This is a genomic window from Enterocloster bolteae (genome assembly GCF_002234575.2).
GTDB lineage: Bacteria > Bacillota > Clostridia > Lachnospirales > Lachnospiraceae > Enterocloster > Enterocloster bolteae.
This window is the reverse complement of record NZ_CP022464.2, coordinates 3,650,577-3,665,561: the sequence shown is the minus strand read 5'-3', so window position 1 is coordinate 3,665,561 and position 14,985 is coordinate 3,650,577. Positions and strand designations below refer to the sequence as shown.

The following is a 14,985-nucleotide window of genomic DNA, read 5'->3' as shown; positions in this document are numbered from 1 at the left end:
ATAGATAATGGGAATCAGGCAGGACTTGCCTGGTTCTCTTTTCTTTTATCTGTATTTATGATAAACTGTTACTCGAATGATACCGCAAGGATAAGGAGAGAATAGGGAATGGCATTTACCCATTTGCATGTCCATACGGAATACAGCCTTTTGGACGGCTCCTGTAAAATCAGGGAGCTGACAGCCAGGGCAAAGGAGCTTGGCATGGACAGCATGGCTGTCACGGACCATGGCGTGATGTATGGAGTCATTGATTTTTATAAAGCTGCCAGGGAGGCCGGCATCAAGCCCATACTGGGATGCGAGGTCTATGTGGCTCCGGGCTCCCGCTTTGACAGGGAGACGGTAAGCGGTGAGGACCGTTATTACCACCTGGTGCTGCTGGCAGAGAACAACAAAGGTTATGAAAACCTGATGAAAATTGTGTCCAAGGGGTTTGTGGACGGATTTTACTATAAACCCAGGGTGGACTATGAGGTGCTGCGGACCTACCATGAGGGAGTCATTGCCCTCAGCGCCTGTCTGGCAGGGGAGGTGCAGCGCTGCCTGACCAGGGGAATGTATGAGGAGGCAGTCAGGGCATCTGAAAAGTATGTGGATATTTTCGGAAAGGACAACTTCTTCCTGGAGCTCCAGGACCACGGCCTGCCGGACCAAAAGCTGGTAAACCAGGGCCTTATGCGCATGAGCAGGGACACGGGCCTTAAGCTGGTGGCCACCAACGATATCCACTATACCTTTGCCGAGGATGAGAAGGCCCATGATATCCTTCTGTGCATCCAGACCGGCAAGAAGGTGGCGGATGAGGACAGGATGCGCTACGAGGGAGGACAGTACTACTGTAAGTCCGAGGAGGAAATGCGGGCTCTGTTCCCCTATGCGCCTGAGGCCATTGAAAACACCCATATGATAGCGGAGCGCTGCAATGTGGAGATTGAGTTCGGGGTTACCAAGCTTCCTAAGTATGAGGTGCCTGAGGGTTTTGACTCCTGGAGCTACTTAAACCATCTGTGCCGGGAGGGCTTTAAGACCCGCTATCCGGACGATGACGGCACACTGAGCAGCCGGCTGGACTATGAGCTGGATGTCATCCGCTCCATGGGATACGTGGATTATTTCCTGATCGTGTGGGATTTTATCAACTATGCCCGATCCCAGGATATCATCGTGGGGCCTGGGCGGGGGTCTGCTGCCGGGAGCATTGTGAGCTACACACTGGGAATCACCAACATAGACCCGGTGCGCTATAATCTTCTCTTTGAGCGTTTCCTGAACCCGGAGCGCGTGTCCATGCCCGATATTGATATTGACTTTTGTTATGAGCGGCGCCAGGAGGTAATTGACTACGTGGTGCGCAAATACGGCAAGGACCAGGTGGTACAGATTGTCACCTTTGGTACCCTGGCTGCCAAGGGTGTTGTCCGGGATGTGGGGCGTGTGCTGGATTTGCCCTACTCCCTGTGCGACACCATTGCCAAGATGATTCCCGGAGATCTGGGGATGACGCTGGATAAGGCCCTGACCATGAATCCGGATCTTAAAAAGGCCTACAATGAAGATGAGCAGGTCCATTATCTCATCGACATGTCCAGGCGTCTGGAGGGACTGCCCAGGCATACCTCCATGCATGCAGCCGGGGTAGTGATTGGCAGCCGGTCCATAGACGAGTTTGTCCCTCTGTCCAGGGCCTCTGACGGCACCATCACCACCCAGTTTACCATGACAACCATCGAGGAGCTGGGACTTCTCAAAATGGACTTTCTGGGGCTGCGGACCCTGACGGTGATCCAGAACGCGGTGCGGCTGGCTGAGAAGGATTACGGCATAACCATTGACATTGACCACATTGATTTTGACGATAAGAAGGTGCTTGAATCCATCGGAACAGGCAGGACCGAGGGCGTGTTCCAGCTGGAAAGCGCGGGGATGAAGAGCTTCATGAAGGAGCTTAAGGCGGAGAACCTGGAGGATATCATAGCAGGCATCTCCCTGTACCGTCCGGGCCCCATGGATTTTATACCCAAATATCTGAAGGGCAAGAACGACAGGGCTTCCATCACCTATGACTGCCCCCAGCTGGAGCCCATATTAAGCCCCACCTATGGATGTATCGTGTACCAGGAGCAGGTTATGCAGATTGTGCGTGATTTGGCCGGATACACCATGGGACGCAGCGATCTGGTGCGCCGCGCCATGAGTAAGAAAAAGACGTCGGTCATGGAAAAGGAGCGCCAGAACTTTGTCTACGGCAGCCAGTCGGAAGGGGTTAAGGGCTGTGTGAACAATGGGATTGACGAGAAGACCGCAAACCACATCTACGATGAGATGATTGATTTTGCTAAATACGCCTTCAACAAGTCCCACGCAGCGGCTTACGCGGTGGTGTCCTACCAGACAGCTTATCTGAAATACTATTATCCCAGGGAGTTTATGGCCGCCCTCATGACATCGGTCATGGACAATGTAAGTAAATTTTCCGAGTATGTGCTGACCTGCCGCCGCATGATGGGTATTCCCGTGCTGCCGCCGGATATCAACGAGGGCGAGAGCGGCTTCTCCGTGTCAGGGGACGCAATCCGTTACGGCCTGTCCGCCATCAAGAGCGTGGGCAAACCCGTGACAGAGGTAATCCTGGCGGAGAGGGAGAGAAACGGTCCCTTCCGTTCCATGGAGGATTTTGTGGGACGCATGAGCATGAAGGAAGTAAACAAGCGAACCCTGGAAAATTTCATCAAGTCAGGCGCTCTGGATACCCTGCCCGGAACCAGGCGCCAGAAGATGGCGGTGGCGCCCACCATGCTGGAGGAAAAGGCCAGGGAGAAAAAATCCATGTTTGAGGGGCAGTTAAGCCTTTTCGACATTGCGGGTGAGGAAGACAGAAACGAATTCCAGATTACATTTCCGGATGTGGGGGAATACTCAAAGGATGAGCTTCTTGCCTTTGAGAAGGAAATACTGGGAGTCTATATCAGCGGCCATCCCCTGGACGACTATGAGGACACGTGGAGAAGGAACATAACAGCCACCTCAGCCCAGTTTATCGTGGATGAGGAGACGGATGCGGCAGGGGTGGCGGACGGATCCAGGGCTGTCATCGGCGGACTGGTGGCAGGCAAGACCGTAAAGACCACCAGGACCAACCAGCTTATGGCTTTCATAACCCTGGAGGACCTTCTGGGACCGGTGGAGGTCATCGTGTTCCCAAGGGATTACGAGGCCAACCGGGACCTTTTTACCGAGGACTCCAAGCTGTTCATCAGGGGAAGGGTGTCCATCGGAGACGATCCGGTGGGAAAGCTGGTGTGCGAGCAGGTGATTCCCTTTGACAGTATACCCAAGGAGCTGTGGCTCCAGTTCCCGGATATGGAGACGTATCAGTCCGGGGAGCAGCGTCTGCTCACCTCTCTGCGGTCCAGCGAGGGAAAGGACCGGGTGGTCATTTATCTCCAGAAGGAGAGGGCCAAGAAAGTCCTTCCGGCCAACTGGAATGTACAGGTTACGCCCGGGCTTTTGGAAGAGCTGGGGAGGGGACTTGGTGAAAAAAATGTCAAAGTCGTAGAAAAAGGTCTTGAAAAGCTGGGGAAAATGAATTAGAATAGCGTTGGATATAGATGAGAGAATGAATGATTGAGAGCGATGTCAGCACAGAAAAAATGTATGTGCTTAATACAAGGAGGTAAATTGCTATGGCAAAGGCAGTGAAAACCATTGGAGTACTTACCAGCGGAGGCGACGCGCCGGGAATGAACGCGGCCATCCGCGCGGTTGTAAGGACTGCTATCAATAAGGGCCTTAAGGTAAAGGGCATCATGCGCGGATACGCAGGCCTGCTGGAGGAGGAAATCGTGGACATGGAGTCCACCAGTGTGTCTGACATCATCAACCGGGGCGGCACCATCCTTTACACGGCAAGATGCAAGGAGTTTACCACAGCGGAAGGCCAGCAGAAGGGCGCTGATATCTGCCGCAAGCATGGCATTGACGGAATGGTGGTCATCGGAGGAGACGGTTCCTTCAGAGGCGCGGGAAAGCTGTCCTCCCTGGGGATCAACACAATCGGCCTTCCGGGAACCATTGACCTGGATATTGCCTGTACCGATTATACCATTGGTTTTGACACGGCTGTCAACACGGCCATGGAAGCAATTGATAAGATTCGTGATACATCCACATCCCATGAGCGGTGCAGTATTGTGGAGGTTATGGGGCGCAACGCCGGATACATCGCACTGTGGTGCGGCATTGGAAACGGTGCGGAGGATATTCTTCTTCCGGAGCGCTATGACGGCAACGAGCAGGCCCTGATTAACCGGATTATCGACAACCGCAGGCGGGGCAAGAAACACAACATCATTATCAATGCAGAGGGAATCGGCCATTCCGGTTCCATGGCAAAGCGCATTGAGGCTGCCACGGGCATCGAGACAAGGGCCACCATCCTGGGCCACATGCAGCGCGGCGGAACGCCTACCTGTAAGGACAGGGTATATGCCTCCATCATGGGAGCCAAGGCAGCAGAGCTTCTGGCCGCAGGCAAGAGCAACCGTCTGGTAGCCTATAAGCACGGTGAGTTTGTGGATTTCGATATCCAGGAAGCCCTGAATATGACAAAGGACATCCCGGAAGAGCAGTATGAGATTGCCAAGATGCTGATTCGCTAGTCCGGTACGTGAGAACATAAACGACGATAGAATGGAAAGTCCGCCGCCTGTCACAGGCAGCGGACTTTTGTGGAGAGATGAGATGAAGGATACAACAGTGCTTTGCGGAGCCAATTCCTATGAACAGAAATATTATTTTAACCAGGATTTCAAATCCCTGCCCCAGTCCATAAGAGACGAACTCCAGATCATGTGTGTGATGTATACAGAGGATGTGGGCGGCGTGCTTACCATGGAATTTGACGAGAAGGGAAACCTGGAATTCAGGGTGACCTCGGAGGAAACGGATTATCTCTTTGACGAGATAGGAAGCGTCCTTAAAATCAAGCAGTACCAGGAAGAGAAAAAAGAAATGCTGGAAGCGCTGGAACTGTATTACAGGACATTTTTCCTGGGCGAGGACATAGATATAGAGGATGACGGGGAAGATTAAATGAAACTTAGGATTGGAAACACAGTTCTTGAGAATAATGTAATACTGGCGCCCATGGCGGGCGTCACGGATCTGCCCTTTCGGGTGCTGTGCCGGGAACAGGGGGCTGGCTGCGTGGTGACGGAGATGGTCAGCGCAAAGGCGGTTCTGTACAACAACAAAAACACCAGGGAACTGCTGCAGATAGACCCGGCCGAGCGCCCCGCAGCCGTGCAGCTCTTTGGCTCGGAGCCGGACATTATGGCGGAGATTGCGGCCAGGCTGGAGGAAGGACCCTATGATTACATTGATGTGAACATGGGATGCCCTGTGCCGAAAATCGTCAACAACGGCGAGGGGTCCGCGCTGATGAAGAATCCTGAACGGGCAAAGGAAGTGCTGACCGCCATGGTGAAAGCGGTGAAAAAGCCCGTGACTGTGAAATTCCGCAAGGGGTTCAACGACCTCTCTGTCAATGCCGTGGAATTTGCTAAGATGGCGGAAAGCTGCGGCGTTGCAGCGGTGGCTGTCCATGGGCGCACCAGGGAGCAGTATTATTCAGGAAAGGCGGACTGGGACATCATCCGTCAGGTGAAGGAGGCCGTACGGATCCCTGTCATTGGAAACGGGGATATCTTTACGCCGGAGGACGCCGGCAGGATGCTTAAGGAGACAGGATGCGACGGCATTATGGTGGCCAGGGGAGCCAAGGGGAATCCGTGGCTGTTCGGCCGGATTAACCACTATCTGGATACAGGGGAGGTTCTTCCGGGACCTTCCATGGCTGAGATAAAGGCCATGATTCTGCGGCACGGCCGGATGCTGGTACAGTTCAAGGGAGAAGGGGTTGCCATGCGGGAAATGAGGGGCCATATGGCCTGGTATACAAAAGGAATGCCCCACTCAGCCACACTGAGGAATGAAATCAACCAGGTGGAGACATTGGAGGGGTTCGTGGAGCTTCTGGACAGGAAAATCCAATCTTGACAATGGACACATTTTCCTATATAATACTCAGAATGTGTGGACATTAAGAATGATACTCAAGTGAAATCAACATAAAGTAAGAATTAAAGGAAGGAAGCGGGTAAGATGGCAGATAAGAAACACATTTTGACATATGCCGGACTCAAACAGTACGAGGATGAACTGCAGAATCTGAAAGTTGTCAAAAGAAAAGAAGTTGCGCAGAAGATTAAGGAAGCAAGAGAGCAGGGCGATTTGTCCGAGAATGCAGAGTATGATGCAGCCAAGGATGAGCAGAGGGATATTGAGCTGCGTATCGAGGAACTGGAGAAGCTTCTTAAGAACGCCGAGGTCGTGGTAGAGGATGAAATCGACCTGGATAAAATTAATATCGGATGTAAGGTAAAGCTTCTGGATGTGGAGTATGACGAGGAGATGGAGTTCTATATCGTTGGTTCCACCGAGGCCAACAGCCTGCAGAATAAGATAAGCAACGAATCACCGGTAGGCCGCGCCCTGATAGGCAAGGTAGTGGGTGAATGCGTAGACGTGGAGACCCAGGCAGGGGATATCCAGTATAAGGTGCTGGAAATCCAGAGGGTTTCATAAATCTGACACAAAGGAGTTAAGGACGTGGGAGAACAGCAGAAGGTTAATCAGGCAGATACAGATTTAAATCATGTGCTGAAGGCGCGCAGGGATAAGCTGGCGGAGCTTCAGACAGCTGGAAAGGACCCTTTCCAGATTACAAAATATGATGTGACTGCCCACAGCATGGATATCAAGGATAGCTATGAGCAGTGGGAGGGGAAGGAAGCAGCCATTGCTGGGCGTATGATGTTCAAACGTGTCATGGGCAAGGCTTCTTTCTGTAATGTACAGGATTTAAAAGGCAGCATCCAGGTTTATGTGGCAAGGGACAGCGTGGGTGAGGAGTCTTATAAGGATTTCAAGAAAATGGACATCGGCGATATCGTGGGTGTGAAGGGAACTGCCTTTACCACCAAGACAGGCGAGATATCCATTCATGCCACAGAGGTGACCCTTCTTTCCAAGAGCCTTCAGGTGCTTCCTGAGAAGTTCCATGGCCTGACAGATACGGATATGCGTTACCGCCAGCGCTACGTGGACCTGATCATGAACGCAGAGGTGAAGGATACCTTCATCAAGCGTTCCAGGATACTGGCTGCCATCCGCAAATATCTGGGCGGAGAGGGCTTTATGGAAGTGGAGACCCCTATGCTGGTTTCCAATGCAGGCGGCGCTGCCGCAAGGCCTTTCGAGACCCATTTCAATGCCCTGGATGAGGATTTAAAGCTTCGTATATCCCTGGAGCTTTATCTGAAGAGGCTTATTGTAGGCGGACTTGAGAGGGTTTATGAGATTGGGCGTGTATTCCGCAACGAGGGTCTGGATACCAGGCACAACCCGGAGTTCACCCTGATGGAGCTGTATCAGGCTTATACGGATTACAACGGGATGATGGACCTGACCGAGAAGCTGTACCGTTTTGTGGCTCAGGAGGTGCTTGGTACCACCACCATTACTTATAAAGGCGTGGAGATGGATTTGGGCAAGCCTTTTGCCCGCATCACCATGGTGGACGCGGTAAAGAAGTATGCCGGAGTTGATTTTGACCAGATTCATACCCTGGAGGAGGCAAGAGCTGTTGCCAAGGAAAAGGGAGTGGAGTTTGAGGGGCGCCATAAGAAGGGCGATATCCTGAATCTGTTCTTTGAGGAGTTTGCAGAGGAGCACCTGGTTCAGCCTACCTTTGTTCTGGACCATCCGGTGGAGATTTCACCTCTGACCAAGAAAAAGCCAGGCAATCCCGACTATGTGGAGCGTTTTGAGTTCTTTATGAACGGCTGGGAGATGGCCAACGCCTACTCGGAGATCAATGATCCCATTGACCAGAGGGAGCGGTTTAGGGCACAGGAAGAGCTTCTGGCCCAGGGCGATGAGGAGGCCAACCACACGGACGAGGACTTCTTAAACGCGCTGGAGGTGGGCATGCCTCCGACGGGAGGAATCGGATTCGGTATTGACCGTATGGTCATGCTGCTGACGGATTCACCGGCCATCAGGGATGTGCTGCTGTTCCCCACCATGAAATCACTGGGCGGTTCCGGGGATTCTAAGAAAGCGGATATGGCTTCTGCCCGGACTGCTGCTGAAGCTGGAGATACAGCGGAGAAGGTCCAGGTAATCCAGGAAAAGATTGATTTTTCCAAGGTTAAAATCGAGCCGCTGTTTGAGGAAATGGTAGACTTTGATACCTTTGCAAAATCCGATTACCGGGCTGTGAAGATTAAGGATTGCGTGGCCGTACCGAAGAGCAAGAAGCTGCTTCAGTTCACATTGGATGACGGAAGCGGCACGGATCGTACGATTTTAAGCGGAATCCGCGAGTATTACGAGCCGGAGGAGCTGATTGGAAAGACGGCAATTGCCATCGTAAATCTGCCCCCGCGCAAGATGATGGGGATTGACTCCTGCGGGATGCTGATATCAGCAGTCCATGAGGAAGATGGAAAAGAAGGACTTAATCTTTTGATGGTGGACGGCCGGATTCCAGCGGGTGCAAAACTGTACTAAAACACAGTTGGATGATAGACTTTTGCAGTATGGTAAGCATGTGATTTTTGAAGTTACTACACCAGCTTTACACCAATTTTCTTGAAAACATCGAAAATCAGAGAAGTGAGAGGAAATATTGGAAGTTGAGTGGTGTAGTAGCATAGAATAGAATTTTTATATACCGCTATGGACGATATCCATAGCGGTATTGTACGTTTTTGGGCATTATTTTTTAATCTGGCTTTTGGAAATTCCAGATTGTATCTCCAGATAATGTTTCACTGATATTTTAGGTATCTTCCAATTGCGCCATAATTGGAATGCTCTTTTCTGGTTTGTCTGTAATAGTTCGTAAACCCGGTTCTTGCCGGTCTTTAAAATCTCGCAAAGCTCCTCAACGGTTATGATGTCCTCGTATTGATTTAACATGGTTTTATAATCTCCTTTTTGTTTGAGCTGGCAAGCGATGCCGGGGCAATCTACCGTTTTGACAGTACGGTTCTTATCAACAAGGAAATCTTTGATGAGTATCTGGAACGGTTCCATGAGCCTGCAACAAAGGACTACAAGGGCGGTGATGTAGATGAGCGGTAATGCGTGGGTGTTCTCAGACCAGATAGACGATGAGGATATGGAGTTTATGACGCACGAATTTGTTACTTATAATATGGCTTGCGATTACTATGGGCTGGGTTTGAAGCCGGTCACTCGCTTGTCCCATGAGTGCGGTGCTGTCTATAAGATTGGGAAAAAGGTTCTGATACGGAGAAGTATCTTTGAAGCATATCTGCGTGAGCAGAGGAAAGGTTAAATGGTGTTGATATGAACAAGTTGAAAAGCAGGATTCACGATGACAGCAACGGTTTGGATTATGAGTTGATGGGCGATTACTATATCCCAGCATTGGAGGTGCCGGAGGAACACCGCCCTATTGGCCGCTGGGGGCGGCTTTCCAAGCCAGACCTGAATGAGCAGGCAGAAAGCAGACTGGAAACCATCATTCGGCAGATGAAGGAAGCTGAGGGCATGAGGGATGAGTTAAAAACCAGTGAGCAGCTTGTCTGGGTTCAGAGGATGAATAACATTCGCAACCGGGCAGAGGAAATTGTATTGACAGAATTGATTTATACAATCTAAAATGGCTGAAAGCAAGACTTGTGCGATAGAACAAAGCATATTGCACAAGTCTTGTTATCTTTTGTTGTAAATTAGGGTAAAATGACGAAAAACGAATTGACAAAATGCGTTTAGAGGAATATGATATATTCAGGTAGCAAAGTAGTTGAAAGTCTATGACGCAAAGCTAAAAGGCCTGTGAAATGGTAGCCAGTTGCACGTTGATAGCATTGCCTATTGTGGCAGTGCTCTTTTTCTTTTTGGAGGTGAGAGTGTGATTGAGGGGTATACCACAATAAAAAATATAGCTGAACAGTGGGGGATGACACCAAGATGGATTCAAACTCTTTGTTCAAACGGAAAAATACCCGGAGCCGTAAAATTTGGTCGGGATTGGGCAATACCAAAAGATGCGATGAAACCAACTGATGGTCGAGTGACAACTGGAGAGTATAAAAATTGGAGAAACAAGATGGAAAAATGAATGAGATAGACACTATCTGTCATACTGAAAATGTATAATGTTTTATAGGACGGAGGTGTCTATGGAAAATTTCAAGAGAGATAAAATCGAAAGAGTTCTTGGCATATACACAAAACTTCTTAACGGTCATGTTATCGACAAAAGCGCAGAGAGTGTTAATTATGGTGTGAACGAGCGTAGCATTCAACGAGATATTGATGATATTCGTAATTACCTAGAAGAAGACGGCGAAAAGGTCGGATGTATCAACTCAGTGGTTTATGACCGAGGAGAAAAAGGCTATCGTTTAGAACAAATTTATAAGATGAAATTTACGAATAGCGAAGTTCTTGCGTTGTCCAAGATACTTTTAGATAGCCGAGCATTTACGAAAAAAGAAATGGTTCAACTACTTGATAAATTGATTTCTTGCTGTGTACCTGAAACAAATCAAAAGCTGGTAACTGATTTGATAAGCAATGAGGAGTTTCATTATGTAGAGCCACGGCACAAGACAGAATTTTTAGATACTATGTGGGACATAGGGCAAGCAATTCGGCATTGTCAATGTATTGAGGTAGATTATCTGAGAACAAAAGACAAAGCAGTAGTAAAGCGAAAGCTTCTTCCGGTGGCAATCATGTTCTCCGAGTATTACTTTTATTTGACGGCGTTTATTGATGATGAGAATGTTAAGAAAGATTTTGATGTCCTTAACGATTCCTTCCCTACTATCTACCGCATAGATCGAATAAAAGGCATGAAGCTGTTAGATGAGAAGTTTCATATTCCGTATAGTAGCCGCTTTGAAGAAGGCGAATTTCGTAAGCGAATTCAGTTTATGTACGGCGGAAAGCTTCAAAAAGTCAAATTTCAATATTCAGGCATAGATGTGGATGCTGTGCTTGATAGATTGCCAACTGCACAAATTTTGTCGGATGATAATGGCAGTTATATATTGAGTGCAGAGGTATTTGGAAAAGGAATTGATATGTGGCTAAAGAGCCAAGGTGATAATATTACACTGCTTTAAACAAGATTGATTTTGTACAAAGAAGATAAAGAGGGGCCGCCGACAATGATAGAAACCACACTCTATTTTTCTGAAGCCATTGATTTTAGTGGACATCCATTAAGCAATGCAAAAAGTAAGAAAAGAGTACAATATTACACAGCACTATCGCTAGTAAGTAGGTACATCGCTGATTCGTTAAAAAATAATGTCATGGATGGAAATACTAACTCCGGGGAAAAAGACGGAGAGCAAATAGTGGTGCTTGGTACATCTATAAGTTTAACTGAATTCAAAATGTACCTAGAGCAAAGACTGCAACAATACTCGGATTTTCTGTGTGAAGGTAAAGAGAACTTCATACATGACGGTTTGGTTGATAAAAAAGAAGTTATTCATGCAGTATCTGGAAATGTTTCGCTTCCATGGAAAAGAAAAACTCGATTTTGGCTGTTAGCTGATTTGGCGTTGATTTTGCTGGATGATGGATTGATTGCAAAAGCGTCATCATTGATAAAAGAATGCTTGGGGAATGGAGCAAAAACATCCATAGATGATTTCTTAAATGTATTGTTAGACAACCAAAACGGTGCAGAACTATTTCCATTTGCAGATAACCTAATAAAGCAATATCATGAGAATTTATTGTTTTCTAAAAAATCGGTTAAGAAACTTGTTGTGACAGCAAATATGAGTGCTGGTAAATCCACGCTAATTAACGCATTGGTTGGCAAATCTGTTGCTAGGACATCTCAAGAAGTATGCACTGGAAATGTGTGTTACATATCGAATAAAGCATTTGAGGATAACTGTATTTCTTTGGCTACTCCGGAATTGAGTTTGTGTGCAACGCAAGAGAAATTAAATGATTTTTCGTGGCAAGGTTCAATAGCGATTGCAGCATATTTTACAGGAACAGAAGCTATAAACAATTCATGGTGCATTATAGATACGCCTGGAGTAAATGCAGCATTGTATAAGAACCACAGCAAAATTGCACGACAAGTTATTAAGAAACAAAGCTATGACAGACTTTTGTATGTCATCAGTCCAACAAATTTAGGAACAGATGCAGAGATAAGACACTTAAAATGGGTTTCTGAAAATGTTGATCAGAATAAAGTTGTTTTTATCCTAAACAAACTAGATGACTACCGTAGCGAATCTGACAATATCTCTGAGAGCATGAAGGCGTTACGAAATGACCTTACAAAACTTGGCTTCACAGCTCCGGTTATATGTCCAATATCCGCATATTTCGGCTATTTATTGAAGCTAAAACTTACTCATCAACCGTTTACGGAAGATGAGCAAGATGAGTACGATTTATTATCCAAGAAGTTTAGCAAGCAACAATTTGACCTTTCTGTTTACTATGATAATTCAAATGAAAATGATAGTGATACTACTGAGATTAAACTATGTAAGAAATCCGGACTGTATGGTTTGGAAAAAATAATATATGGAGGTACTGTATGAAAAAAGTATTCATCAAGTATAACCCATACAACCTTGAAACTGAAATAACAGTTGATGGCAAGAAGCTTGCTCAAAACAGCAAAATTGGCGAAAGAATTGTTCCGGGAACAAGATTGCAGGAATGGATTGAAGATTTACCTCGGATTCTTGTTGACGAATACAACGATAAGGATTTTGATATTACATTCCATGGAACTTTGCTTGACTTTGAAGATTTGACGGAAGTATTTACCCAAGCCTATGAGCGTGGGGAATTAACTGCAAAATTGGATAGAATTCCGGCAAAAGAAACATCAGATAAAGAAGCACTTATCGACGATGTTTTCAAAGCAATTCAAGAAGGCCCGTTTGATGAACTGCGAGATGTGGAAATATTGAGTGCTTTTAAGCACGCAAGAAGCAAAGATTTTGAGGTGTGTGTTGTTGCTACTATGAGTGCTGGCAAATCCACACTTATAAATTCGATGCTCGGTACAAAGCTGATGCCATCAAAGCAGGAAGCTTGCACTGCGATTATTACCCGCATTAAAGACACCGAAGGTACAAGTTTCTGGCAGGCTGAAGTTTATAATAAGGATAATATGCTTGTAGAAACGCATGAAAACCTCACCTATGAAACGATGGACAGACTGAATGGCGATGAAACCGTTTCTGTTATCAAGGCTGCAGGTGACATTCCGTTTGTTTCAGCCGAGGATGTATCTTTGGTTTTGATTGACACTCCAGGTCCAAATAACTCTAGAGACCCAGAACACAAAAAAGTGCAAAGCGAATTTCTTAATAAATCGTCCAAATCGTTGGTGCTTTACATCATGGAAGGTACATTTGGCTCGGATGATGATAATGCTCTTTTGCAGAGAGTCGCTGACAGCATGAAGGTTGGTGGTAAGCAAAGCAAAGATAGATTTATCTTTGTGGTTAATAAAATGGATGACCGTCGAAGAGAAGATGGTGATACGGAACAGACACTTGAGCGTATCCGTGCATATCTTAGAAATCATGGTATTTCTAATCCGAACCTGTTCCCTGCGGCTGCGTTGCCGGCATTGAATATCCGGTTACAACAGAGTGGCATTGAAATGGATGAAGACACGATTGATGAAACCGAGATGAAAGTCCGGAAATTGAACAGAAATGCTTCTCTGCATTTTGAAACATACGCATCACTTCCAGCTAGCATTCGTGGAACTATAAATAAGCAACTTGCGCAAGCAGCTGAAAAGAGTGATGCAGAAGCTGAAGCGCTTATTCATACCGGCGTAGTGTCTATCGAAGCGGCAATTCGACAGTATGTTCAGAAGTACGCAAAGACTGCAAAAGTTAAGAACATTGTAGATACATTTATGCATAAGCTGGATGAGGTCGGTTGCTTTGAAAAAACAAAGCAAGAACTGGCAAGAAATCGTAAAGATGGCGAACGAATAGCAAAACAAATTGAAACCATTCGTAAAAAAGTGGATGATGCAAAGTCGGCACAGAAATTCAAGGATGCTGTCGATGATGCTGTCGTAAGGGTTAATGACAGTGCTAGAGATGCTATCGAAGCGATTATCCAGAAGTGTCAGGCAAAAATCCGTAAAAAGATTGATGACCTCCGTGGCGAGGAGCTTGATATTGATGAGGTATCCGACGAAGTAGAGCGCCTTAGCCGCTTTGCAAAAAAACTTGAACCTGATTTCCAGTCTGAACTTGACGAGCTTATCCGAGAAAGTCTGCTGAAAACCAGTAATGCATTGTTGGCTGAATACAAGAAGAAACTTGCTTCTCTTACGGAAGAAATTGACCCAAGCACACTTGCAGGCATTTCTATCGACCCGCTTAAACTGATGGGTGGAAGCGTTGTGTCCGCCGACGATTTCTCGGTAAAAAAACTTGTTCAATCCAAAAAGGTTGAAGATGGCGAGGAATATGTTGAGAACACCGAAAAGAAATGGTACAAGCCGTGGACTTGGTTCCAAGAGAAAGGCTATTACAGAACAAAGTATAAAACTGTAAAGTATGTAGCGGCTGATGCACTGGCACAGGAATTTCTGACACCAATCAATGAGGTTGTCTTTGATAATGGAGAACTTGCAAGGAAACACGCATTGAAGCAATCCAATCACATAGCGAGTGCATTCAACAAAGAGTTCCAGAGACTTGATGTTATTTTGAAGAAAAAACTTTCCGAACTGGAAAGCTATGCTACAGACCAAGAAAAAGCTGCGGAACGTGTCAAAGAAACAGAACGCAGATTAGCGTGGCTTGAAGAAATCAAAGCTCGTGTAGCATCAATTCTTGAAATATAAGGAGGAAA

At 46.9% G+C, this 14,985-nt stretch carries 14 protein-coding genes and 1 riboswitch; of the genes, 13 read left to right on the top strand and 1 reads right to left on the bottom strand.

Going from position 1 to position 14,985, the window contains the following annotated elements; all coding sequences use genetic code 11:
- The first annotated feature begins 108 nt into the window (after positions 1-108).
- The 6 genes from CGC65_RS17205 (at position 109) to lysS (ending at position 8,637) form a co-directional block, all read left to right on the top strand.
- Positions 109-3,594: a DNA polymerase III subunit alpha gene (locus tag CGC65_RS17205; RefSeq protein ID WP_002564618.1), complete on the top strand. Its 3,486-nt coding sequence runs from the start codon at positions 109-111 to the stop codon at positions 3,592-3,594.
- Between the two features lie 92 nt (positions 3,595-3,686).
- Positions 3,687-4,661: a 6-phosphofructokinase gene (gene pfkA, locus CGC65_RS17200; RefSeq protein ID WP_002564617.1), complete on the top strand. Its 975-nt coding sequence runs from the start codon at positions 3,687-3,689 to the stop codon at positions 4,659-4,661.
- A gap of 82 nt (positions 4,662-4,743) precedes the next feature.
- Positions 4,744-5,094 carry a DUF6145 family protein gene (locus CGC65_RS17195; RefSeq protein ID WP_002564616.1) on the top strand — a complete coding sequence of 117 codons (351 nt, stop codon included), beginning with the start codon at positions 4,744-4,746 and terminating at the stop codon, positions 5,092-5,094.
- Positions 5,095-6,060 (top strand): tRNA dihydrouridine synthase DusB, encoded by a 966-nt coding sequence (dusB, locus tag CGC65_RS17190; protein WP_002564615.1) that lies wholly within the window; start codon positions 5,095-5,097, stop codon positions 6,058-6,060.
- Positions 6,061-6,165: 105 nt separating this feature from the next.
- Complete coding sequence (gene greA, locus CGC65_RS17185) at positions 6,166-6,648, top strand: transcription elongation factor GreA (RefSeq protein ID WP_002564614.1); 483 nt, start codon at positions 6,166-6,168, stop codon at positions 6,646-6,648.
- 24 nt (positions 6,649-6,672) lie between these two features.
- Complete coding sequence (gene lysS / locus CGC65_RS17180; protein ID WP_002564613.1) at positions 6,673-8,637, top strand: lysine--tRNA ligase; 1,965 nt, start codon at positions 6,673-6,675, stop codon at positions 8,635-8,637.
- Positions 8,638-8,844: 207 nt separating this feature from the next.
- Here lysS and CGC65_RS17175 read toward each other — a convergent pair whose 3' ends face one another.
- Positions 8,845-9,048 carry a helix-turn-helix domain-containing protein gene (locus CGC65_RS17175; RefSeq protein WP_002564612.1) on the bottom strand — a complete coding sequence of 68 codons (204 nt, stop codon included), beginning with the start codon at positions 9,046-9,048 and terminating at the stop codon, positions 8,845-8,847.
- A gap of 18 nt (positions 9,049-9,066) precedes the next feature.
- Between CGC65_RS17175 and CGC65_RS31355 the strand changes: the two genes are divergently transcribed.
- The 7 genes from CGC65_RS31355 (at position 9,067) to CGC65_RS17145 (ending at position 14,977) form a co-directional block, all read left to right on the top strand.
- On the top strand, positions 9,067-9,213 hold the full coding sequence (locus tag CGC65_RS31355; protein ID WP_007037560.1) for a DUF6462 family protein: 147 nt from the start codon (positions 9,067-9,069) through the stop codon (positions 9,211-9,213).
- Positions 9,203-9,430: a DUF6462 family protein gene (locus CGC65_RS17170; RefSeq protein WP_002564611.1), complete on the top strand. Its 228-nt coding sequence runs from the start codon at positions 9,203-9,205 to the stop codon at positions 9,428-9,430. The genes CGC65_RS31355 and CGC65_RS17170 overlap by 11 nt, the downstream gene beginning before the upstream one ends.
- Positions 9,431-9,441: 11 nt before the next feature.
- Positions 9,442-9,756 carry a TnpV protein gene (locus CGC65_RS17165; protein ID WP_002564610.1) on the top strand — a complete coding sequence of 105 codons (315 nt, stop codon included), beginning with the start codon at positions 9,442-9,444 and terminating at the stop codon, positions 9,754-9,756.
- A 125-nt stretch (positions 9,757-9,881) separates the two neighbouring features.
- A riboswitch (cyclic di-GMP riboswitch) is annotated at positions 9,882-9,957 on the top strand.
- Positions 9,958-10,009: 52 nt separating this feature from the next.
- Positions 10,010-10,219, top strand: a complete 210-nt coding sequence (locus tag CGC65_RS17160; RefSeq protein ID WP_235622261.1) for a helix-turn-helix domain-containing protein — start codon at positions 10,010-10,012, stop codon at positions 10,217-10,219.
- Positions 10,220-10,280: 61 nt separating this feature from the next.
- Positions 10,281-11,231, top strand: a complete 951-nt coding sequence (locus CGC65_RS17155) for a helix-turn-helix transcriptional regulator (RefSeq protein ID WP_002564609.1) — start codon at positions 10,281-10,283, stop codon at positions 11,229-11,231.
- 45 nt (positions 11,232-11,276) lie between these two features.
- Positions 11,277-12,689, top strand: coding sequence for a dynamin family protein (locus CGC65_RS17150; protein ID WP_002564608.1), 1,413 nt, complete (start codon positions 11,277-11,279; stop codon positions 12,687-12,689).
- Positions 12,686-14,977, top strand: coding sequence for a dynamin family protein (locus CGC65_RS17145; protein ID WP_002564607.1), 2,292 nt, complete (start codon positions 12,686-12,688; stop codon positions 14,975-14,977). The genes CGC65_RS17150 and CGC65_RS17145 overlap by 4 nt, the downstream gene beginning before the upstream one ends.
- The last annotated feature ends 8 nt before the right edge of the window (positions 14,978-14,985 follow it).